The organism is Streptomyces sp. NPDC102259, assembly GCF_044766465.1.
GTDB lineage: Bacteria > Actinomycetota > Actinomycetes > Streptomycetales > Streptomycetaceae > Streptomyces.
In genome coordinates this window covers 63,997-84,306 of the sequence record NZ_JBIWMA010000029.1, presented here as the reverse complement: position 1 = coordinate 84,306, position 20,310 = coordinate 63,997, and the positions used below count along the sequence as shown (strand labels likewise).

Sequence of the window (20,310 nt, the reverse complement as noted above, 5' to 3'; positions counted from 1 at the left end):
CGTGCGAGCCACGCTGCGCTGGGCGCACTCGGACCTGCGGACGCATCGCGGCGAAGCGCTGTTCCTGGTGCTCGCCACCGTCGGAGTCGTCACCTCCCTGCTGCTGGCGGCGGCGCTCTTCGGGTACGCGACGAACCCCTGGGAGCGGGTCTTCACCCAGTCCCGGGGCGCACACGTGTCGATCCACACCGGCCCCTCGGCCGAGGCGGCCAAGCTCGCCGGGCTGGACGGCGTCGAGTCCGTCGCCGGCCCCTACCCCACCACCTCCACCACGGTTGCCTCCCGCGGCGCCCGCGCCTCCGTGGAGCTGCGCGGCACCACCGGACGACCCGCCGTCGGACGCCCTCTGCTCGTCTCGGGCCGCTGGCTCGACCCGGCGGCGCCCGACGGTGTGGTCCTGGAGAGCAGCCTCGCCCGGGCGCTGCTGGCCGAGCCCGGCGATGTGCTCACCCTGCCCGGCGGCGCCGCGCCGCTGACCGTCCTCGGTGTCGCCGACAGCCCCGAGCCGCGCTACCGCCAGGGCGAGCAGCCGGGACTGGCCTGGGCGCTGCCGTCCGCCGTGCCGCGCACCGGCTCCGACCGCGGCCAGGTGATCGGGCTGCGCCTGACGGACCCCGGGGACACCGACTACGCCGTCCAGCGCGCCGTCACCGTGCTCGGCGCGGACGCCGTGCGCGAGGTCTCCACCTGGCAGCAGGCGCGAGCCGAGGCGCAGGGCGACGACCGGCTGCTCGGCCAGATACTGGGCCTGTTCGGACTCGGCGCGCTCGTCGCCGCCGGACTCGCCGTGCACGGGGCCATCGGCACCCGCATCCGGGGTCATCTGCGGGACATCTCGATCCTCAAGGCGATCGGCTTCACGCCGGGCCAGGTCACGCGGGTCTTCCTGCTCCAGCATCTCGCCTACGCGCTGCTCGGCGCCGTGGCCGCCGCCGGGCTCGTACAGGCGCTGGGCAGCCGGCTGCCGGGCCGGCTGGGAGACGCGGTCGGGGTCTGGCAGGGGTTGCCGGGTCACGCGGCGACCCTGGTCGTGGTGCCGGTGGGGGCGGTGCTGTTCATCGGCGCGACCACCGGGCTCGCGGCCTGGCGGGCCGGGCGGGTGCCGCCGGTTCCGGTGCCTCGGGCCGCCGCCCCGGTCGGCGGGCGTCTGTCGGGCGTGGCGCGGCGCGCGCTCGGCCTGCGGCTGCCGCCCGCGTTGGTCCTCGGCTGGCACAAGGCGTTCACGCGTCGCCCGCGCTCACTGGCCACGATCGCCCGCCTCGCGTTGCCGCTGACGTTGATCGTGGTGGCGATGAGCGCGTGGACGACCATGGACCGTTTCCACAGCACACCGGAGGAGATGGGGCTGGCGTCCGCGCTCACCGTCCGCGCCGACGACGGCCTGAGCGACGCCGCGACCCGGCGGCTCCTGGCGCGGCGTCCCGAGGTCGCCGCCGCCTATCCGGGCGTCGAGGTGGCGGCCCTGGTGCCGGGCCAGACGGCGACGATCGCGCTGCGCGGCCTCGGCACCCGTACGGACCCCTACCCCTACACGCTGGCCGAGGGCCGCCCCGCCCGCGGTTCCGACGAGGCGGTGGCCGGGCAGGGACTGCTGGACCTCCTGGACGTCCGGGTCGGCGACTGGGTCCGGATGACCGTGAGCGGCCGGCCCCAGATCCTCCACATCGTGGGCCGCAGCATCGAGCCGGAGAACGCCGGCCGGGTCGTCTCCACGTCGCTCGACACCCTCCGGGAGAACGACCCCACGCTCCGGCCGACGCTGTACCAGGTCCGGCTGCGGGACGGCGCGGATCCGCACCGCGTCGCCACCGAGCTGAGCGCCGCGGCCGGACGTGGACAGCTGGACGTGCACACCGTGACGAACCCCGCCGACGGTCTGTCGCCCCTGCGCAGTGTCGTCGTCGGCCTGCTCGGCGTCCTCGCGCTCATCGGCCTCGTCGATCTGCTGACCGCCATCGGCGGCGCGGTGCGCGAGAGCGAGCGGGATCTGCTCGCTTTCAAGGCGATCGGGCTGACTCCGCGGCAGATCACGGCGATCACCGTCACGGCCACCGGTTGCTCCGTGCTGGCCGCGGTCGCCGTCGCCATGGCCCTGGGCATACCCCTCTCCCACTGGTTGATCGACGCCCAGGGCAGGTCGAGCGGTATCGGGGCCGGTATCGCACAGGCGCCGTCCCCCGTCGCACTGTCCGCGTTCGGCGCGACGGCGTTGCTGGGCGCTCTGGCGCTCGCGGCGCTGCCCGCGACCCGCGCCTCCCGTCGCCGCCTCGCGGACACGCTGAGCGCGGTGGCCTAGCCCGGGGAGCCGGACCACTTCGAGGCGCCCCGGCGCTGGGCACGGGGGCCGGCCCGCCGGACCCCCGAACTGGTCCGACGCTCGCGACTTCGACTGGGCCGGCGACCGGCTAGCCCCGCGCGTCCGGCTTCCAGTCCTGGGCAAGGAGGCCGAGCAGCACCTCGTCGAGGAACTCGCCCATCACCCAGGCCGACGAGCGCAGCACGCCCTCGCGGACGAAACCGTTGCGCTCGGCGGCGCGCAGCATCGCGGCGTTGTCCGACAGCGTCTCGATCTGCAGCCGCTGCAAGCCGCGCACGATGAATCCGTAGTGACACAGCACGGCGACCACGTCGGTGCCGTACCCCTTGCCGCGAGAGGACGGCAGCAGCCCGAGGCCGATGTGCGCGAACCGGTTGTGGTTGTCGATGCCCCACAGCGTCGCGGTGCCGACCAGTGTGCCGCCTTCCAACTCCACGACGGAGAACGGGACATGCCCTTGTTCCTTGTCGTCCACCACGAGCCGCGAGTCCTTGGAGCCTGGCGTGATCGGCCGCCACGGTCGGCCTTCGGCGCGCGAGGCGTTGACCACGTCGTCGTAGAGCTCGGCTCGCAGGACCGGGATGTCGTCCTCGTGCCGGGCCCTGAGCCCGACCTTCTCGCCTCTAAGCATGCGAGCTTCCTATCCGACCGGGTTGTCGGACGGCAAGCGAATAAGTGCGGTGAGGGCGGTGGTCAGTGAGGGCGGCGGGCCGTGACGAGCCAGGCACGAGAGTCGAAGTACACGCCGCCGTCGGTGTTGTGGGCGTCGAGGGTGGTGCGCAGCCGCGTGCGTGCTTGCTCGGCGGCGGCCGCGTCGAGGTCGGCGAGCAGGTCTTTGAATTCCCAGAGGCGGAGCACGGCGTCGAAGGCGGTGGCGCTGTCCGGGCCGTAGTGGACGGGCTCGTGCACGCCGGTGAAGTCGACTTCCGTGAAGCCGGCCGCCGTCAGGATGCCTTGTGTGACGGTCGGGTCGGCGAGTGAGAACGGGTCCGGACCGCGGGGTGTGGCCGGTGCGGCGGTGAGGCTCTGGCGGATCGCGGTGGACCACTCGTTGCGGTCGCGCTCTTGCCAGACCAGCAGCACCAGGCGCGCCGCGGGGCGCAGAGCCCGCCCGATATTGGTGAACGCGGCGACCGGGTCGGCGAAGAACATCGTTCCGAACCTGCTGATGCAGAGGTCGAAGGACGTCGGTGGAAAGCGGTGGACCTGCGCGTCCGCCTGCAGGTAGGTGATGTTGGCCAGTCCCTGGTCGTCGCTGAGTCGGCGGGCCCGTTCGAGCATGGGCGCGGAGAGATCGACGCCCAGCGCGCTTCCGGTGACGGCGGCGCGGGCGGCCTCGCGCGTGGACTGGCCGGTGCCGCAGCCGACGTCGAGCACCTGGTCGCCGGATCCCACGCGGGCAGCGGTGCGGAAGACTTCGTTGTGCAGGCGCAGTTCCGCGTCGTAGTCGAACAGGTCTGACATGACCGTCATCCGATCCTCTCGCTTCAGTGACTCGTCGAGCATCTGGCTCCGCCGCCGATCATCGGGTTCCTCGCCGGTCGCACACGCCGAACACGCCGTGCCGGCCGGCTTCCTCCGCCTCGGCGGCCGGACCTGCGACCACCGCAGGGTCGGCGAGCCGGTCGCAGATCGGCAGCCAGAGCGCCGACCGCAACCGGGTCATGGTCGGTCGCCTCCGGTGTGCTGGAGCAGAGCCGGGACGAACACGTCCCACAGCGGCTTCGGCAGGTCGTGCCCGGCGCCTTCCAGGATCAGCAGCGTCGCGCCGGGAATCGCGTCGCGCACCGCGTGCCCGTGTGGGAGCGGGCAGACCGGGTCGTGGTCGCCGTGCACCACCAGGGTCGGCGCCTTGATGGAGGCGAAATCGCGGGACGACCCGTCGAAGGTCATCGCGTAGTGGTTGACCAGGGTGGCCGCCATGTCGCGCGTGCGGGCCACGTCCCGCTCGACCAGCGCCCGCGTGGCCCTTTCGTCGAAGTAGGGCGAGCCGCCCGAGCACGCTCTCGCCGATGCGACGACGAAGTCCACCACCGCGCCGGAATCGGCGGGGTCCGGGTCGGCGGGGGTGCCGCTGGTGAGTTCGTCCGAAGACGGCGGGAGTCCGTCCTCGCCGGTGGAAGTGGAGACGAAGGTCAGTGACTCCACCCGGTCGGGGTGGTCCACCCCGAGGAGGAGCCCGATTCCGCCGGACATGGACCGGCAGACGATGTGGGCGCGCTCCACGTCCAGGACGTCCAGGATGCCGAGCGCGTCTCCGGCCAGGTCGGTGAACGTGTAGCCCGGCCGCCCCGGCGGGTAGCTGGTGGATCTGCCGGTGTCCCGGTTGTCGTAGCGGATCACGAACCGGTCGCCGCGCGCGATCTGTTCGCACAGCCCGGTCTCCCACCACAGCATCGAGGCGGTCGCACCGTCGATGAGCAGGATCGCCGGGTGCGCGGGGTTTCCGAAGGTCTCGAAGCACAGCTCGACCTCGTCGATCTCGACGAGCTTCTCTCCGTGCGAAAGGGGGTCGGTCATGAGCACCACGCTAGCTCCGGCAGTTCATCGCCAAAAGCGATGGTTTCCGATCAAGCCGCCCGTCGGCATCGGCGCCACCGAAGTGGCGCGGCGTGAGCTGAGCGAGCACGGTGTGGTGGCCGTCGTGCGCGCCGAGGCCGCCGAGCGTCTGGAGGTCGCGGCGCGGTTTGGCCACCCGCGTCACGGAGTCCTGGACGGACGACCGGCGGGCCTGGCCGGCGGCCGTCACGCAGGCCTTCGACCGGGTCGCCACCGGCGGCCGGACGTTCGCCGACTTCCAGACGGACAACATCGCCAGGACGCTGCGCAACCTGAAGCGGGAGCTTGAAGCGGAGTCCGCTTCCTGATCCCGCAGACCCCGCTCATGCCGCCCCGGGGCGGCGCGACCGCGGGGCCGAGCGGGACGCGTACGTGGCGCCGGGCCAGGGGCGGTGGGTGGCCCAGCGGACGAGAGCGAGCGGGACGGCGATCCTCAGCGGCGGGGGCACGAGGGCCATCGTGAGACGTACGACGCGGGCGAATCGGCGCAGGGCGCGTTCCTGCCGGGCACTCCAGGTCAGGTGCAGCCGCTCGCGCAGGACGGGTGGCAGGGTTCCCACGGTGACCAACAGGGCGTAGTGCGAGGCCAGTCGGGCGAAGGGTGACCAGAGCGGACCGGGCAGCCGGCGGAACGGCTTGGCGGGGTCGGCGAGTTCGTCGAGAACGTCCTGGACCGACCGGTTGAACTCCAGACGGTGGGTGACCATGTCGTCGTAGTAGTCGAGGAACGACGGCCAGTCCGGCGGTAGGTGACGCTCCTTCAGACCCCATACGCGGCCCACGTCCCGCATACCGCGGTAGTACTCGTCCAGTTCGTCGGCCGACATTCCCTTGCCGAACAGGCGCTGCGCGTCCACCGGGCCCTTGACCAGGGTCGCGTGCACCCAGTGGTACGCCTCGGGGTCGAGGGCGTGGTAGGGGCGCCCCTGCGAGTCGGTGCCCTTCATCCCGCTGTGTACGTGGAGAAGGCGGCGCGCCTCGGCGGTGGCCGCCTCCTGGCCGCCGTAGACGACCGTGGTGAGGGAGAGCAGGGTCCGGATCAGGCGGGGCCAGGGCTCGGCACGGAAGGTGCTGTGGTCGGCGACGCCTGCCCCGACCACGGGGTGCGAGACCTGGAGAAGCAGCAGCTGGGGTGCCATCAGGGTGGCGCGGACATCGCCGAAGCAGCGCCAGACGACCCCTCCCCTGCGCGGCGCCCGGATCTGCGCGGGTATCGCGATTTCCCTTGCATGCAACCGAGTTGATCGATCTGACATGTGCGGTACGCCGGTCATGACGCCTCCGCTCCTCCGTCGCGTCCGGAGTACGAGGGCGGTGCGACGGTCCACGCACTGCTGCGCGGCTCGAGCCTCGTCGTCGACGGAATCCCGGCATTCACCTCTACAGACAAGGGAAACACAATATAGGGCAGATATGCATATATCGGGCAGGCGATCGAAGGGGCACCCGTGTCCACCGTTCGATGGACACGAGGAGGTACGTACGGTCGTGCCGGAACATTCGGTTCCGGCAGAGTCTGATCGGCATGACGACACACGCGAACGAACTCGTGGTGGACGTACGAGGACTGCGCAAGCGGTACGGCGACGTGACCGCGGTCGACGGCATCGACCTCGGCATCCGCAGAGGTGACGTGTTCGGCCTGCTGGGGCCCAACGGGGCTGGCAAGAGCACCACGGTGGAGATCCTCCAGGGCAACCGCTCCCGGGACGCGGGCCAGGTGTCCGTCCTGGGCACGGACCCGGCGCACGGCACGCGTGCGTGGCGCGCGCGGGTCGGCATCGTCTGGCAGGACGAATCCGCGCCCGCCGAGTTGACGGTCGGCGAGACCGTGCGGCACTTCGCCCGCTACTACCCGAGGCCGAAGGACCCGGAGGAGGTCATCGGCCTGGTGGGTCTGGAGGCGAAGACCAGCAGCCGGATCAAGGCGCTGTCCGGCGGGCAGCGCCGGCGGCTGGATGTGGCCCTCGGGGTGATCGGCGACCCCGAGCTCCTGCTCCTGGACGAGCCGACGACCGGCTTCGACCCGGCGGCCCGGCGCCAGTTCTGGGACCTGATCCGCAAACTGGCCGACGAGGGCACCACCATCCTCCTGACCACGCACTATCTGGAGGAGGCGGAGACACTCGCCGACCGGCTGGCCGTGGTCGCCGGCGGCCGGGTCGTCGCCGAGGGCGAACCGAAGGCCCTGCGGGAGCGGTACGGCACCGGGGCCACCGTGGAGTGGACCGAGCCGGACGGCGCCACGCGCGCGGAGCGCACGGAGACGCCCACCCGGACCGTCGCCGAGCTCATGCGGCGCTTCGACGGCGAGATACCCGGGCTGCGGATCAGCCGCCCCACGCTGGAGGACGTCTATCTCCGGCTGACCGGACAGGAGGACGGCCGATGACCACGAGCGTCGTACGCACCCGCACGAAGGAGCCCGCCGACCGGCTGCCCGGAGCATGGAGCCTGGGTCTGGGGCGTGGCGTCCTGGAGCTCAGGCAGTTCTTCCGGCAGCGCGACCAGGTGCTGTTCACCTTCGCCTTTCCGGTGGTGTTCCTGTTCCTGTTCGCGTCGATCTTCCGGGACGACGTGCGCGGGGCGGGCATCACCGCCTCGCAGCTCTACGTCCCCGCGATGATGGCCGCCGGCATCATGTCGACCAGCTTCCAGTCGCTCGGCATCTCGATCGCCATCGAGCGGGACGAGAAGGTGCTGCGGCGGCTGCGCGGCACGCCGATGCCGCTGGCGGCGTACTTCCTCGGCAAGATCTGGCTGGTCCTCGTCACCGGGCTGCTGGAGACGGCGATCCTGCTGCTCGTCGGCGCGACCCTCTACGACGTGGATCTGCCCACGGACCCGGGCCGCCTGTTCGACTTCGCCTGGATCTTCGTGCTGGGTCTCACCTCGTGCGCGCTGCTCGGCATCGCCGTCAGCTCCGTCCCGAAGTCCGGCAAGAGCGCCACCTCGGTGGTCGTACTCCCGTTCCTGGTGCTGCAGTTCATCTCCGGGGTGTACATCGCGATCGACACCATCCCCGACTGGATGCTCGACATCGGCGCCCTGTTCCCGCTGAAGTGGATGTGCCAGGGACTGCGCGGGGTGTTCCTGCCGGAGTCGGCGCAGGTCCTGGAGCAGACCGGCGGCTGGGAGTTCGGGCGGGTCGCCCTGGTGCTGGGGGCCTGGTGCGTCGGAGGATTGCTGCTGTGTCTGCTGACCTTCCGGTGGAAGAACCGGCGCGACGGATGAACGGGCCGGAACGGGCCGGGGGCGCGTACACCTGGGACCGGTCGTTCCGGATCTGGGACGCGTACTTCGCCTTCGTCTGGCTGGCCACGGTGGTGTTCGTGCTCGGCACGGGGCATCCGGGCCGGCCGGTCAGGCTGGTCGCGGCGGCGCTGCTGGTTCTGCTCATCCCGCTGTTCGTGTGGGTCGGGCGCCCCCTTCTGCGGGAGGATCCGCCGGAACCACGGCGGGCGCTGGGCTACCTGGTGGCGGCGATGGCGCTGTTCCTGCCGTCGGCGGTCCTCGTGGGCGAGACCCGGCTGATGACCTTCGCGCTCGTCCCCCAGTGCTTCATGACGCTGCGCATCCGGTGGGCGCTGGTGGTTGTGGCCGTCATCAACCTCGTGCCCGTGGTCGGCTGGGCACTGGTGTGGTGGCCCGGCGACGAGGCCGTCTTCTTCAACGGGATGTTCGCGGTGGTGACCTTCGTCTTCTCGACGGCCGTCGGCACCTGGATCATCCGCATCATCGAGCAGAGCCAGGAACGGGCCTCGCTGATCGCGGAGCTGGACACGAGCCGCCACGAGATCTCCCGGCTGTCGACCGCGCACGGCGCGCTGGCCGAGCGGGAGCGGATGGCCCGGGAGATCCACGACACCCTCGCCCAGGGGTTCACCAGCCTGCTGATGCTGGTGCAGGCCGTCGAGGCGGAGCTCGACGACGACATCGCGCAGGCCCGACGCCATTTGGCCCTGATGGACGAGACGGCCCGGCAGAACCTCGCCGAGGCGCGCGCCCTGGTCGCCGGAGGCGCGCCCGCCGACCTGCACGGCGCCTCGCTGCCGGACGCCCTGCGCCGGCTGGCCGCACGCCACGGGACGGAACTGCGGATGACCGGCCCCGTACGTCCGCTGCCGGCCGGCCCCGAGGTGGTGGCCCTGCGCGCCTGCCAGGAGGCACTGGCCAACGCCCGTAGACACGCGGGGAGTTCGGTCACCGTGGGCATCGCCCTGACGTACGCCGACGAGGCCCTCACCGTGTCCGTACGGGACGACGGCTGCGGCTTCGACCCGCACACGACGACGGGAGGCTACGGTCTGGCGGGACTGCGTGCCCGGGCCACCGAGGCGGGCGGCACCGCCCTCGTCGACAGCACACCCGGCGACGGCACCACGGTGACCGTCCGCCTGCCCGTACCGCCCCCGAGGAGCTCATCGTGATCCGGATCGTCCTGGCCGACGACCATCCCGTCGTACGGGAGGGGCTGCGGGCCATGCTGAGCGCCGAACCGGACCTGGAGGTGGTCGCCGACGCGTCGAGCGGACCGCAGGCCGAGGCGCTGGCCGCGGAGCTGCGCCCCGACATCGTGCTGATGGACCTGCGGATGCCGGACGGCGGGGGCGTGGACTCGATCGTGCGGATGAGCGCGGCGGGGCTGCCCTGCCGGGTGATCGTCCTGACGACCTACGAGACGGACCGCGACATCCTGCGCGCCGTGGAGGCGGGGGCGGCGGGTTACCTGCTGAAGGACCTGCCACGGAGCGAACTGGCGAACGCGGTACGGGCCGCCGCGCGGGGCGAGACGGTGCTGGCGCCGACGGTGGCGGCCCGACTGGTGGACCAGTTGCGCACCCGACCGGAACGCCCACGGCTGTCCGAGCGGGAGACGGCGGTGCTGCGACTGGTCGCGGAAGGGTGCACGAACGCGGAGATCGGCCGCCGTCTGTTCATCGGCGAGTCGACGGTGAAGACCCATCTGCTGCGGGTCTTCGGCAAGTTGGGCGTCGACGACCGAACCGCGGCGGTGACGAGCGCGATGCGCTACGGCCTGCTCGACTGACGGCGTCGCGTCCGAGGGCGTGCCCCCCTCACGGCATCGTGATCACGATCTTGCCGCGCGCGTGCCCCTGTTCCAGGTGCCGCAGGCCCTCGGCCGTGTCGGCCAGGGGGTAGGTCCGGTCGATCACCGGGGTCAGGCTGCCTGCCTCGATGAGCGCGGTGACGGCGAGCAGGTCCTCCTGGGTCGGTCCGGCCGGGGCCGACGGGAGAATCGTGCGCAGCTGCTGCCGGACGAACCCGTTGACCGCGATCACCCGGAGCATGGAACCCACCGCCCCGAAGACGCGGCCGGGCGAGCCGCCTCCGTTGGCCACGAGCGTCCCTGTCGGGGCGAGGGCCCGGCGCAGCCGACTCAGCGGACGGTTGCCCACGTTGTCCAGGATCACGTCGTAGCGCTCGCGTACGTCCGTGAAGTCCTCCCGGGTGTGGTCGACGACGTGCGTGGCGCCGAGTGAGCGCACCAGATCGACGTTGCGAGTGCCGCACACGCCGGTGACCTCCGCGGCCAGGCCCGCGGCGATCTGCACGGCGAACGTGCCCACTCCGCCTGCGGCTCCGTTGACCAGCACCCGCTGCCCGGCCCGCACCTGGCCCACGGTCCGGATGCCACGCAGGGCGGTCACCGCCGCCATCGGCACAGCCGCGGCCTGCTCGAAGGTCAGGCCGGCGGGTTTGGGCACCAGCAGATCCGCGGTGGTATGCGCGTACTCGGCGAAGGAGCCGTGACAGAAGCCCAGCACTTCGTCACCCGGCCGGAGCCCTCGTACGTCGGCGCCGACCGACTCGACCTGGCCGGCGACGTCGATACCTGCCACCCGGCACTTCGGCCGCGTCAGCCCCACGCCTCCCATCAGCCGCGCCACATGGGGATCGCCGCGCAGCATGTGCCAGTCGTAGGGGTTCAGCGCGGCGGCACGCACCCGCACCGTCACCTGCCCGGCCGATATTTCGGGCCGGTCGGCATCCACCAGCTCAAGGACGTCCGGCGGGCCGAACCGTTCCTGCACGATCGCCTTCATCGGGTCGTCCCCCTCTTCTCGGCATCGACTGCCGGGGCGCCCACAGCTGCCCTCCGACGCCGCGGGTGTACGGCGTACACCTCTGTCAGGCACGGTAGGTGTACGCCGTACACCCGTCAAGGGAGCGGGACGGTCAGATCGCGCCCAGGAGCCGCTCGAGGCCGTCCAGCGTCAGATCCAGAGCGAACTCGAACTCGAACTGGTCGTCGCAGCCGGAGCCGACGACGGACTCCGGGTCATGGGCGACCGCCATGGCCAGTTCGGTGATGTGCGGGTAGCGCGCGGCCATCTCCTCGGGCGGCATCGCGTCCGGATCCGGCTCACGGCCCTCCGCGCTGTCCTCGAACAGCTCCTGGGAGAAGCCCAGCAGGCGGCTCCCCATGACATGCATCGCGTGATGGACCAGGCGGATCGAGAACCCCCCGGCCCGGAAGACGCCGATCATCGAGTCCAGGTACGCCATCACCGCGGGGGTCGGAGTGGCCCGCGCCTTCGTCCGCGACTCGATGACCGCGGGCGCCCACGGGTGGCGCAGCAGCATGCGGCGGGCCGACAGCACTCGCCGGCGCACGGTGGTCTTCCAGTCGGTGTCGTCGGCCGGCGGGTCGATCTCGCCCATGAGGACGTCGATCATGCCGTCCAGCAACTCGTTCTTGTTGGCCACGTGCTTGTACAGCGCCATCGGCACGACGCCGAGCGCCTGGGCGATGTTGCGCATGCTGAGCGCGTCGACTCCGCCTTCGTCGGCCAGGGCGACGGCGGCGCCCAGAACCCGCCCCTTGCTCAGCGGCGGGCGGGACTGCGCCGCGACGCCGACCTTCGTCGTTATCTCCACCATCTCCTCTCCCGTTCGACGACGCCGTCAGTGCGCCGGGCGGGACAACAGCGTATGCGTGAAGGGGGTGACGGGGCGTTCGAGGCGCTCGCCGTCCACGGTGATGTCGACCGCCTCGTTGTAGAAGGCGAGCAGCTCCGCGATGGCGGCCACGGCGGGCAGTGGGGCGGGGTAGCTCCATACGACGTCGGGCGGGACGTCCGCCTCGCCGGCCCAGGACCAGTACGCGGCGGTGCCCTTGTAGGGGCAGCCGGTGTGGTGGTCGGTGGGGGTGAGCAGATCGAGGCGGACGTCTTCGCGGGGGATGTAGTAGCGGGTGGGCAGGCCGGTCTCGAAGAGGAGGACCGGACGGCGGGTGTCGGCGACGACCCTGCCGTCGATCGCGATCCGGACATGTCGGCTGCTGGGCAGCGCATCGACACGTTTGTGCGGATCGCGGGGGTGGATGAAGATCTCCTCCTCTTCCTCGTACCAGTGGTCGAGGCCCCTGCCCGTGCGCCGGAACCACTCGAAGGCGATGTGCCCGGCCAGGTCCTCGGCGGGGAAGGTCCAGGCCGCGTTCGCCAGCAGCTCGCCGCCCACTCGCAGGTCATGGAAGACACGCGAGCCCGTGTGCGTGCCGACCGGCGGGTTCTTCGCCGGTCGCAGCAGGTCCTCGCGCACCTCCTCGCGCGGGAAGGCGTACAGCGGCACCGGCACGCCGGGCTCCCAGACGAGAACGGGATGCCGACTGTCGACGACGGTGAACTCGCCCTTGCGGCCCCGGACCCAGCGCGGACTGGGCTCCCAGAGGAGACCTTCCGGGGTGGTACGTACGGAGTCGGCGGTGCTGAGTCTGCTCATGTCCGTTTCCTCCCTGGATTGCTCCGCTCACCCTCCACGTTCCCCCGCCCGCGGAACGCTGTCACCGCAGGTGAGTCCGACCATCCTGCTCGTCTCCCCCGTGGCGGCGGCTTCGCCCAGGACCGCGTGTGCCGCGCCGATCCGGGCGACGGCACGCACGCGGCAGGGGCGGGCGCGGCGCCCGGATCGCTCAGACGGCCACGTCGACCCCGGTCATCGCGTCCTCGGTCTCGGGATCCCGCAGCGCAGGGATGAACAGGGAGAGCACCAGGGCCAGGAGGGTGACGAGGGCGCCGAGCCAGAAGACCCAGGCGTAACCGGCGTCCTGGTAGAAGGCGGTGCCGTCGACCACAGTGCTGTGCGCGCCGAGGAGGGCGTAGGCACCGGCGGTGACGATGGCGCCGAACAGACTGATCAGCATGTTGAGCATGCCGCTGCCCAGTCCCTGCTCGTCGCGCGAGACGACGCCGACCACGAGCGCCGGCGCTCCCGCCACCACGACACCGGAGCCGATGTTGGCGACGCAGGACGTCAGGGCGAGCTCCAGCTCGTTGCCGTGGAAGAAGCCGACGAGGGTGTAGCCGACGGCCATCACCGCCAGTCCGGCGATCCAGACCTTGCGGGGGTCCAGGCTGCGCAGGAAGCGGCTGACGAGGATGCCGGTCCCGAACATCACCAGGTTCCAGCTCACGCTGACCCAGGCGTTGTGCTGCGCCGTCCATCCCAGGCCGGCCGAGACGCCGGGGATGTGCGGGAAGAGGGCGAGCAGGATGGCCAGCCCCGGCATGGTGAACGCGACCGTCTGGGCGAGTCCGCCGGCGGTGAGAGCCAGAGCCACGGGGCGGCGGCGGAGCACCGTCAGGTCGAGGATGGGGTGGGCGCTGGCCCGCTCCACGAACAGGAACGCGATCAGGGCGGCGGCGCCGGCACCGAGCCAGCCGAGCGTGCGGACGTCCGTCCAGCCCCAGCTCTGGCCCTGGCCGACGGCGTAGATCACGGCGGTGAGACCGCCGCCGAGGACCAGTCCGCCCAGCCAGTCGAACCCCGAGTCGAAAGCGTGCCTCGGCGTCTCCGGCACCAGCAGGGCGACCATCAGGAGCGCGACGGCGGTGGCGGCGGCGAGGAACCACAGAGCGCCGCGGTAGCCCCAGTTGTCGACGAGCCAGCCCGCGAGGAACGGGGTGCCCAGGGCGACCAGTCCGACGCTGCTGCCGATCATTCCACTGGCCGACTTGACCAGCCGGCGCGGGAAGATGTCGCGCACCGCGGCGAAGGAGAGGGCGCCGAACGGGCCGTAGAACCCGGCGATCGCCCTGCCGACCAGGACCAGCCAGAAGTCTCCGGCCAGGGCGGCCAGCGCTTCGCCGCCCGCTCCCAGCGCCATCATGGCGAGCATGACGCGCTTCCTGCCGTACAGGTCGCCCAGCTTGATGACGAACGGCGTCAGCAGGATGGTCGCCAGGGTGAGCGTGAGCCCGAACCACGCCACCTGGGTGGTGTGGAAGCTCTGCGCGACGCTCGCGGTGGCGTTGGCGCCGAGGATGCCGCCCGCGGCCAGCAGCTGGGTGGGCCAGGCGAGCGCGATCAGCACCGCGACCAGGCGGCGGTTCCAACGTCCGCCGGCCTCGGCGGAGGGCGCGATGTCGAGTGAGGGGCTTGGCGACGTCGGTGTCATGCCAGCCCTCCTTTCACGGAGGTGCCGAAGGGAATGAGGAGATGTGGGGGTGCGCGGAGGACCGAGCCCGACGTGACACGTCGCTTACCGGCAGGTGACAGCGTGGCAATCCGTCGTCGCGTGACGTTGATGATGACCCGAACACCTAGTGCTCGCTAGGTGTTCAAGGTGTGACCCATGCCACACACGAACCGCCGTCCACCGCCCGCCCCGGACGCCCGACAGCGCCCGGGTACCGTTCTTCCATGGCGACACCCAGGGGACCGCGCGGCGGCTACACGGCAGGCCGGGCACGGCGCACCCAGATCCTCGAGGCGGCACTCCTGCGCTTCGGGCAGGACGGTTACCGCAAGACCTCCCTCGCCCGCATCGCCCGGGACGCCGAGATCACCGACGCCGGGCTGCTGCACCACTTCCGCGACAAGCAGCAGCTTCTGCTGGCCGTGGTCGAGCACTGGCACGACCGCATGGACACCCAGTGGCAGCGGGTGTCGGAGTCGGTGCGGGACGCGTTCCGCTGCCACCTGGAGGACACCGCCGAGACGCTCACCATGCCGGGCATGGTGGAGCTCGCGGTCGTGGTCTCCGCCGAGGCGACCGCGCCGGACCACCCGGCCCACGACTTCTTCGCGCAGTGGCAGGAGAAGGGCGTGAAGGAGCTCACGGAGCGCCTGCGCACCGGAAGCCACAACGGCGAACTCCTGCCCGACCTGGACCACGACGGCATCGCGCGCGAATGCGCGGCCCTCGACGCCGGCCTGCGGCAGCAGTGGCTCGCCTCCGGCCGCTCCTTCGATCTCATTCCGGTGATGCACGGCCACCTGGACCGCCTGATGCGCTGCATCTCCGCCGACGGCCAGGGGCTGTAGGGCGACACCGGGACCCTACCGACGCCTCACCTGCCACCAGCCACTTGCCGCCAGTCGTCTGCCGTCAGTCGACTGTCATGCACATGCCCATGCGGGTTCATGTGATTCACGTCGCACAGGTCAACACCTAGCATTCACTAGGTATTGGTGCGCATGATCGAGCCTGCCCATCTCCGCCTCACGGACCCCACTCACCTGACACCACCGCTCACGGCGCCGAGGACTCGACATGCCCCACCCCTGGACCGCCCGCGTCATCTCCCCCTCCCGACCGGCGCGGCCGTCCGCCGTCGCGGTCCGGCCGGCCGTTCTGTTGCGCGGCGAGTTCACCGTGCGGTCAGCGGTCACCGCGGCCCGGCTCTCCGTCACCGCGCTCGGCGTGTACGAGCTGGAACTCAACGGCGCCGTGGTGGGCGACCACGTCCTCTCCCCCGGCTGGACGAGCTACAGGCACCGCCACCGCTACCAGGTCTTCGACGTGACGGACCGGGTCCGCGAGGGCGCCAACGCCTGGGGCGCACACCTGGCGGACGGCTGGTACCGGGGGCTCCTCGGCTTCAACGGCGGCACCCGGGACGTCTACGGCGAGGACACGGGCCTGCTCGCCGAGCTGCGGATCGAGTACGCCGACGGCTCCGCGCAGACCGTCACCACGGGCGGGGACTGGCACTGGAGCCCCGGGCCCGTGACCGCGGCGGGTCTGTACGAGGGCGAGGAGTACGACGCGCGCCGCGAGCAGGCCGGCTGGAGCGAGCCCGGCTTCGACGACTCGGCATGGGAGCCGGTCCGGATCCTGCCGTTCGACACCTCCGTACTCTTCGAGGCCGACAGCCCGCCGGTGCGCCGTATCGAGTCCGTCGCCCCCGTCGCCGTCACCACCTCCCCCACCGGCCGCGCCCTCGTCGACTTCGGCCAGAACCTGGTCGGACGGCTGCGCGTCCGTGTCCGGGGCGAGGCGGGCCGGACCGTCACCCTGCGGCACGCGGAGGTCCTGGAGGACGGCGAGCTGTGCACCCGTCCGCTACGGCACGCCACGGCCACCGACCGCTACACCCTGCGCGGCGACGCGGACGGCGAGGTGTGGGAGCCGCGCTTCACCTTCCACGGCTTCCGCTACGCCGAGGTCGACGCCTGGCCCGGCGAGCTGGACCCGGCCGACGTCACCGCCGTGGTCCTGCACAGCGATCTGCGCCCCACCGGCTGGTTCTCCTGCTCCGACGGCTCGCTGAACCGGCTGCACGAGAACGTGGTGTGGGGGATGCGCGGCAACTTCCTCGACGTGCCCACCGACTGTCCGCAGCGCGACGAGCGGCTCGGCTGGACCGGTGACGTGCAGGTCTTCGCCCCCACCGCGGCCTTCCTGTACGACGTCCGCGCCTTCCTGCGCTCCTGGCTGCGCGACCTGGCCGCCGACCAGCGCGACGACGAGCGGGGCGTCCCCCCGGTGTTCAGCCCCGACATCCCGGTGATCACCCCCGTCCCGATCCCGCCGGGCAATCCGCCGATGGCCGGATGGTGCGACGCGGCCGTGATCGTCCCCTGGGTGCTGTACGAGCGCTACGGCGACAGCGACGTGCTCCGTGCCCAGTACGCCTCCATGCGCGGCTGGGTCGACGCGGTCGAGCGCCTCGCCGGAGAGGGCCGGATCTGGGGCGAGGGCTTCCAGTTCGGCGACTGGCTGGACCCGGCCGCACCCGCCGACGACCCCGGGCGGTCGACGACCTCCTCCAGCCTGGTCGCCACCGCGTACTTCGCGCACTCCGCCCGGCTGCTGGCCCGCACCGCCCACGTACTGGAGGAGAAGGACGACGCCGAGCACTACGACACCCTGGCCGACTCGGTCCGCGACGCCTTCCGGGGCAGTTTCCACACCGGGGGCGGGCGGCTGACCCAGGAGACCCAGACCGCGTACGCCCTGGCCCTGTGCTTCCGGCTGCTGGAGGACGACGCCGAGCGCGCCGAGGCCGGACGCCGGCTGGCCGACCTCGTGGCCGCGGGAGGGCACCGCATCGGCACCGGGTTCCTCGGCACCCCGCTGGTGTGCGACGCGCTGACCGACACCGGGCACGTGGACACCGCCTTCGAGCTGCTGACGCAGCGCTCCTGCCCGTCCTGGCTCTACCAGGTCGACATGGGCGCCACGACCGTCTGGGAGCGCTGGGACAGCATGCTTCCCGACGGCAGCGTCAATCCCGGCGAGATGACCTCCTTCAACCACTACGCGCTCGGAGCGGTCGCCGACTGGATCCACCGCACCGTCGCCGGTCTCGCGCCCGCCGAGCCCGGCTACCGCCGGATCCTGGTCCGCCCTCGCCCGGGTGGCGGCCTCACCTGGGCCCGCGCCGCGCACGAGACGCCGTACGGCCGTGCCGAGGCCGGCTGGCGCGTCGAGGGCACCCTGCTGCTGGTGGATCTGCTCGTGCCGCCGAACACCTCCGCCCTCGTCGATCTGCCCGGCGCCGAACCCGTGACCGCAGGACCCGGCCGGCACACCTTCCACACCCCTCTTCCACCGTCACGGAAGTGACGCACGGCGCCAGAGGCACGAAGACCGCCGGTGGCGCGCCCGCCTGGCACGGCCCTCCTTCCCCGTACACGCCCGTGCGCGCCTGCGCCCGCCCGTGCTTCTGCGTCCGGCTTGGACCTGGGCTTATTGGGCACACGAGACAGGCACCCGGCTGGTCGGCCCAAGGAGAGAGAATGGCGAAGGACTCACCGTTGAAAGCTGTGGGATGGGCGCGCTCGCTGCCGGTGAACAGCGGGGTGAAGGTCGCCAGGGAGTGGACGCGTACGCATGTCGCCACGCTCGGCTGGACGCAGACCGCACCGGAGCTGGTGGACTCGATCCTGCTGGCTGTGTCCGAGCTGGTCACCAACGCGCACGTGCACGCCCGTAGTGCGGCGCAGCTGATCCTCACCTGGGACGAGGAGTGCCTGCACGTCACCGTGCATGACGCCTCGCCGCACCTGCCCGAGCCGCGTGACCCGGGCGACAGCGCCCCAGGGGGGCGCGGTCTGCTGCTGGTCGATGCCCTCGCCGACAGTTGGGAGGCCTATCGCTGCCCCCGCGGCAAGAACGTCACCGCCTGCTTCCAAGCCCCCACGTCCCCCGCGCCCGAAGCGATGAGCTCGGGCTGAGAGGCCCGGTCACCGAGCGGAGGCTCACCCATGACATCCGACGAGGACGAGCGGCTCGAACGCGCCATCCTCGACCTCCTGGGCCGGCGGCGGCCGGACGCGTCGGTCTGCCCGTCCGAGGTCGCCCGGTCGGTCCACCACGGTGCGGACGACGGGTGGCGGCGGCTGATGGAGCCCACGCGTGCCGCGGCGCAACGGCTGTACCGGGCGGGTCTGGTGGAGATCACTCAGGGCGGAGAGCTCGTCGACCCGGCGACGGTCCGCGGTCCGATCCGGATCCGCCGGACCCGCTGACGGCCTTCGCGGACGGCACCGGTCGACGTCACCCCGACCTGGTCGCCGTCACTGCGGCGGGTTGCCGTGCTTGCGCGAGGGCAGGTCGGCGTGTTTGGTGCGCAGCATCGCCAGAGCGCGGATGAGCGTCTCACGGGTGCCGGCGGGGTCGATCACGTCGTCCACCAGACCGCGTTCGGCCGCGTAGTACGGGTGCATCAGCTCCGCCCGGTACTCCTTGACCATCCGCTCGCGCATCGCCTCGGGCTCGTCCGCCTCCGCGATCTGCCGCCGGAAGATGACGTTCGCGGCGCCCTCCGCGCCCATCACCGCGATCTCGTTCGTCGGCCAGGCATAGGTGACGTCCGCGCCGATGGACTGCGAGTCCATGACGATGTAGGCGCCGCCGTACGCCTTGCGCAGGATCAGGGAGATGCGCGGCACGGTCGCGTTGCAGTACGCGTACAGAAGCTTCGCCCCGTGCCGGATGACGCCGCCGTGCTCCTGGTCCACCCCCGGCAGAAACCCCGGCACATCGACCAGTGTCACCAGCGGAATATTGAAGGCGTCGCACATCTGAACGAACCTGGCGCCCTTTTCGCTCGCCTCGATGTCCAGGACACCCGCCAGGACCCGCGGCTGACTCGCCACGATTCCCACGACCTCGCCGTCCAGTCGCGCCAGCGCGCACACGAGGTTGCGGGCCCAGCTCTCATGAACCTCCAGGAACTCTCCGTCGTCCACGAGGTGACCGATCACCTCGGTCATGTCGTAGGGCTGGCTGCCGTCCGCCGGCACGAGATCCACCAGCGCCTCCGACCGCCGCTCCGGCGGATCCGTCACCGGCCCCCGCCGCGAGCACTCCCGGTTGTTCTGCGGCAGCAACGACAGCAGATACCGCACCTCCGCGATGCACGTCTCCTCGTCGTCGTAGGCGAAATGGCACACCCCGGAGGTCTCCGCGTGCACATCCGCCCCACCCAGACCGTCACGGGTCACCTCCTCACCCGTCACCGTCCTCACCACGTCCGGGCCCGTCAGGAACATCTGTGACGTCCCGCGCACCATGAACACGAAGTCCGTCAGCGCCGGACTGTAGGCGGCGCCTCCCGCACACGGCCCCAGCACCACCGAGATCTGGGGAATGACCCCCGACGCCCGCACATTGCGACGGAAGATGCCGCCGTAACCCGCCAGCGCCACCACACCTTCCTGAATGCGTGCCCCCGCGCCGTCGTTCAAGGACACCAGCGGCGCACCCGCCGCCAGAGCCATGTCCATCACCTTGTGGATCTTCTCCGCGTGCGCCTCACCCAACGCACCCCCGAACACACGGAAGTCATGCGCGTACACGAAGACCTGCCGGCCCTCCACCGTGCCCCACCCGGTCACCACACCATCCGTGTAAGGGCGCCGCGCCTCCAACCCGAAGCCACTCGCCCGGTGCCGCCGCAACAGCCCCACCTCGACGAACGACCCCTCGTCCAACAGCAGGGCGACCCGTTCCCGCGCCGACAACCTCCTACCGCCGCCCGCCCCACCGCTCGGCCCCTCCACCGCCTCCGCGCGCACCTCATGCAACTCCGCCACCGCCACGCGACTACCAGACACGTTGGAAAACTCTTCTACACCGCTCACGGCATATCCCTCCCTCGTAACGAACACGGCACCCCCGAAACCCCCACCACGACGAACCGCCCACGCGGTTCACACGGCAGGGGAAACAAACGCCA

At 71.5% G+C, this 20,310-nt stretch carries 19 protein-coding genes and 1 pseudogene; 10 read left to right on the top strand and 10 right to left on the bottom strand.

The features are described from left to right. The first annotated feature begins 1 nt into the window (after position 1). On the top strand, positions 2–2,296 hold the full coding sequence (locus ACIRPU_RS39050; protein ID WP_403876323.1) for an ABC transporter permease: 2,295 nt from the start codon (positions 2–4) through the stop codon (positions 2,294–2,296). Positions 2,297–2,405: 109 nt separating this feature from the next. On the opposite strand, the gene ACIRPU_RS39045 is transcribed toward ACIRPU_RS39050, so the two are convergent. From ACIRPU_RS39045 to ACIRPU_RS39030, 4 genes are all read right to left on the bottom strand, one after another. Further along, a complete protein-coding gene (locus tag ACIRPU_RS39045) occupies positions 2,406–2,948 on the bottom strand; it encodes a GNAT family N-acetyltransferase (protein WP_403876320.1) in 543 nt (180 codons plus the stop codon). Between the two features lie 62 nt (positions 2,949–3,010). Further along, positions 3,011–3,790: a class I SAM-dependent methyltransferase gene (locus ACIRPU_RS39040; protein WP_403876317.1), complete on the bottom strand. Its 780-nt coding sequence runs from the start codon at positions 3,788–3,790 to the stop codon at positions 3,011–3,013. 49 nt (positions 3,791–3,839) lie between these two features. Continuing rightward, positions 3,840–3,983 carry a hypothetical protein gene (locus ACIRPU_RS39035; protein ID WP_403876314.1) on the bottom strand — a complete coding sequence of 48 codons (144 nt, stop codon included), beginning with the start codon at positions 3,981–3,983 and terminating at the stop codon, positions 3,840–3,842. Then, positions 3,980–4,837 (bottom strand): alpha/beta fold hydrolase, encoded by an 858-nt coding sequence (locus tag ACIRPU_RS39030; protein WP_403876311.1) that lies wholly within the window; start codon positions 4,835–4,837, stop codon positions 3,980–3,982. Before ACIRPU_RS39030 ends, ACIRPU_RS39035 begins: the two co-directional genes overlap by 4 nt. Before the next feature lie 170 nt (positions 4,838–5,007). Between ACIRPU_RS39030 and ACIRPU_RS39025 the strand changes: the two are divergent. Then, positions 5,008–5,184, top strand: a pseudogene (locus tag ACIRPU_RS39025) (SRPBCC family protein); the annotation flags it as partial. A 15-nt stretch (positions 5,185–5,199) separates the two neighbouring features. Here ACIRPU_RS39025 and ACIRPU_RS39020 read toward each other — a convergent pair. Further along, positions 5,200–6,111: an oxygenase MpaB family protein gene (locus ACIRPU_RS39020; protein WP_403876308.1), complete on the bottom strand. Its 912-nt coding sequence runs from the start codon at positions 6,109–6,111 to the stop codon at positions 5,200–5,202. Between the two features lie 290 nt (positions 6,112–6,401). Here ACIRPU_RS39020 and ACIRPU_RS39015 point away from each other — a divergent pair, with 290 nt between their 5' ends. The 4 genes from ACIRPU_RS39015 to ACIRPU_RS39000 are packed head-to-tail and all read left to right on the top strand — an operon-like array spanning position 6,402 to position 9,926. Then, positions 6,402–7,268, top strand: a complete 867-nt coding sequence (locus ACIRPU_RS39015; protein WP_403876305.1) for an ABC transporter ATP-binding protein — start codon at positions 6,402–6,404, stop codon at positions 7,266–7,268. Next, the gene (locus tag ACIRPU_RS39010; protein WP_403876302.1) at positions 7,265–8,110 is read left to right on the top strand and encodes an ABC transporter permease; all 846 of its coding nucleotides are present in this window, start codon (positions 7,265–7,267) and stop codon (positions 8,108–8,110) included. Before ACIRPU_RS39015 ends, ACIRPU_RS39010 begins: the two co-directional genes overlap by 4 nt. Beyond that, positions 8,107–9,306, top strand: a complete 1,200-nt coding sequence (locus ACIRPU_RS39005; RefSeq protein ID WP_403876299.1) for a sensor histidine kinase — start codon at positions 8,107–8,109, stop codon at positions 9,304–9,306. The genes ACIRPU_RS39010 and ACIRPU_RS39005 overlap by 4 nt, the downstream gene beginning before the upstream one ends. Next, a complete protein-coding gene (locus ACIRPU_RS39000; RefSeq protein ID WP_384113587.1) occupies positions 9,303–9,926 on the top strand; it encodes a response regulator in 624 nt (207 codons plus the stop codon). The genes ACIRPU_RS39005 and ACIRPU_RS39000 overlap by 4 nt, the downstream gene beginning before the upstream one ends. Before the next feature lie 28 nt (positions 9,927–9,954). Here ACIRPU_RS39000 and ACIRPU_RS38995 read toward each other — a convergent pair whose 3' ends face one another. The 4 genes from ACIRPU_RS38995 to ACIRPU_RS38980 form a co-directional block, all read right to left on the bottom strand. Then, a complete protein-coding gene (locus ACIRPU_RS38995; RefSeq protein ID WP_403876295.1) occupies positions 9,955–10,944 on the bottom strand; it encodes an NAD(P)-dependent alcohol dehydrogenase in 990 nt (329 codons plus the stop codon). A gap of 133 nt (positions 10,945–11,077) precedes the next feature. Next, positions 11,078–11,782 (bottom strand): TetR/AcrR family transcriptional regulator C-terminal domain-containing protein, encoded by a 705-nt coding sequence (locus ACIRPU_RS38990; protein ID WP_403876292.1) that lies wholly within the window; start codon positions 11,780–11,782, stop codon positions 11,078–11,080. A gap of 24 nt (positions 11,783–11,806) precedes the next feature. After that, positions 11,807–12,622 carry a DUF427 domain-containing protein gene (locus ACIRPU_RS38985; RefSeq protein ID WP_403876289.1) on the bottom strand — a complete coding sequence of 272 codons (816 nt, stop codon included), beginning with the start codon at positions 12,620–12,622 and terminating at the stop codon, positions 11,807–11,809. Between the two features lie 190 nt (positions 12,623–12,812). Further along, the gene (locus ACIRPU_RS38980) at positions 12,813–14,297 is read right to left on the bottom strand and encodes an MFS transporter (protein ID WP_403876286.1); all 1,485 of its coding nucleotides are present in this window, start codon (positions 14,295–14,297) and stop codon (positions 12,813–12,815) included. Between the two features lie 245 nt (positions 14,298–14,542). Between ACIRPU_RS38980 and ACIRPU_RS38975 the strand changes: the two genes are divergently transcribed. The 4 genes from ACIRPU_RS38975 to ACIRPU_RS38960 all read left to right on the top strand — a co-directional run bounded on the left by ACIRPU_RS38975 (position 14,543) and on the right by ACIRPU_RS38960 (position 18,598). After that, positions 14,543–15,166 (top strand): TetR/AcrR family transcriptional regulator, encoded by a 624-nt coding sequence (locus tag ACIRPU_RS38975; RefSeq protein WP_403876283.1) that lies wholly within the window; start codon positions 14,543–14,545, stop codon positions 15,164–15,166. 229 nt (positions 15,167–15,395) lie between these two features. Continuing rightward, complete coding sequence (locus tag ACIRPU_RS38970) at positions 15,396–17,693, top strand: family 78 glycoside hydrolase catalytic domain (protein WP_403876280.1); 2,298 nt, start codon at positions 15,396–15,398, stop codon at positions 17,691–17,693. 173 nt (positions 17,694–17,866) lie between these two features. Continuing rightward, positions 17,867–18,304, top strand: a complete 438-nt coding sequence (locus ACIRPU_RS38965; protein ID WP_403876277.1) for an ATP-binding protein — start codon at positions 17,867–17,869, stop codon at positions 18,302–18,304. A gap of 30 nt (positions 18,305–18,334) precedes the next feature. After that, on the top strand, positions 18,335–18,598 hold the full coding sequence (locus tag ACIRPU_RS38960) for a DUF3253 domain-containing protein (RefSeq protein ID WP_403876275.1): 264 nt from the start codon (positions 18,335–18,337) through the stop codon (positions 18,596–18,598). A gap of 48 nt (positions 18,599–18,646) precedes the next feature. On the opposite strand, the gene ACIRPU_RS38955 is transcribed toward ACIRPU_RS38960, so the two are convergent. Further along, complete coding sequence (locus ACIRPU_RS38955) at positions 18,647–20,188, bottom strand: acyl-CoA carboxylase subunit beta (RefSeq protein WP_403876272.1); 1,542 nt, start codon at positions 20,186–20,188, stop codon at positions 18,647–18,649. Positions 20,189–20,310 lie beyond the last annotated feature (122 nt).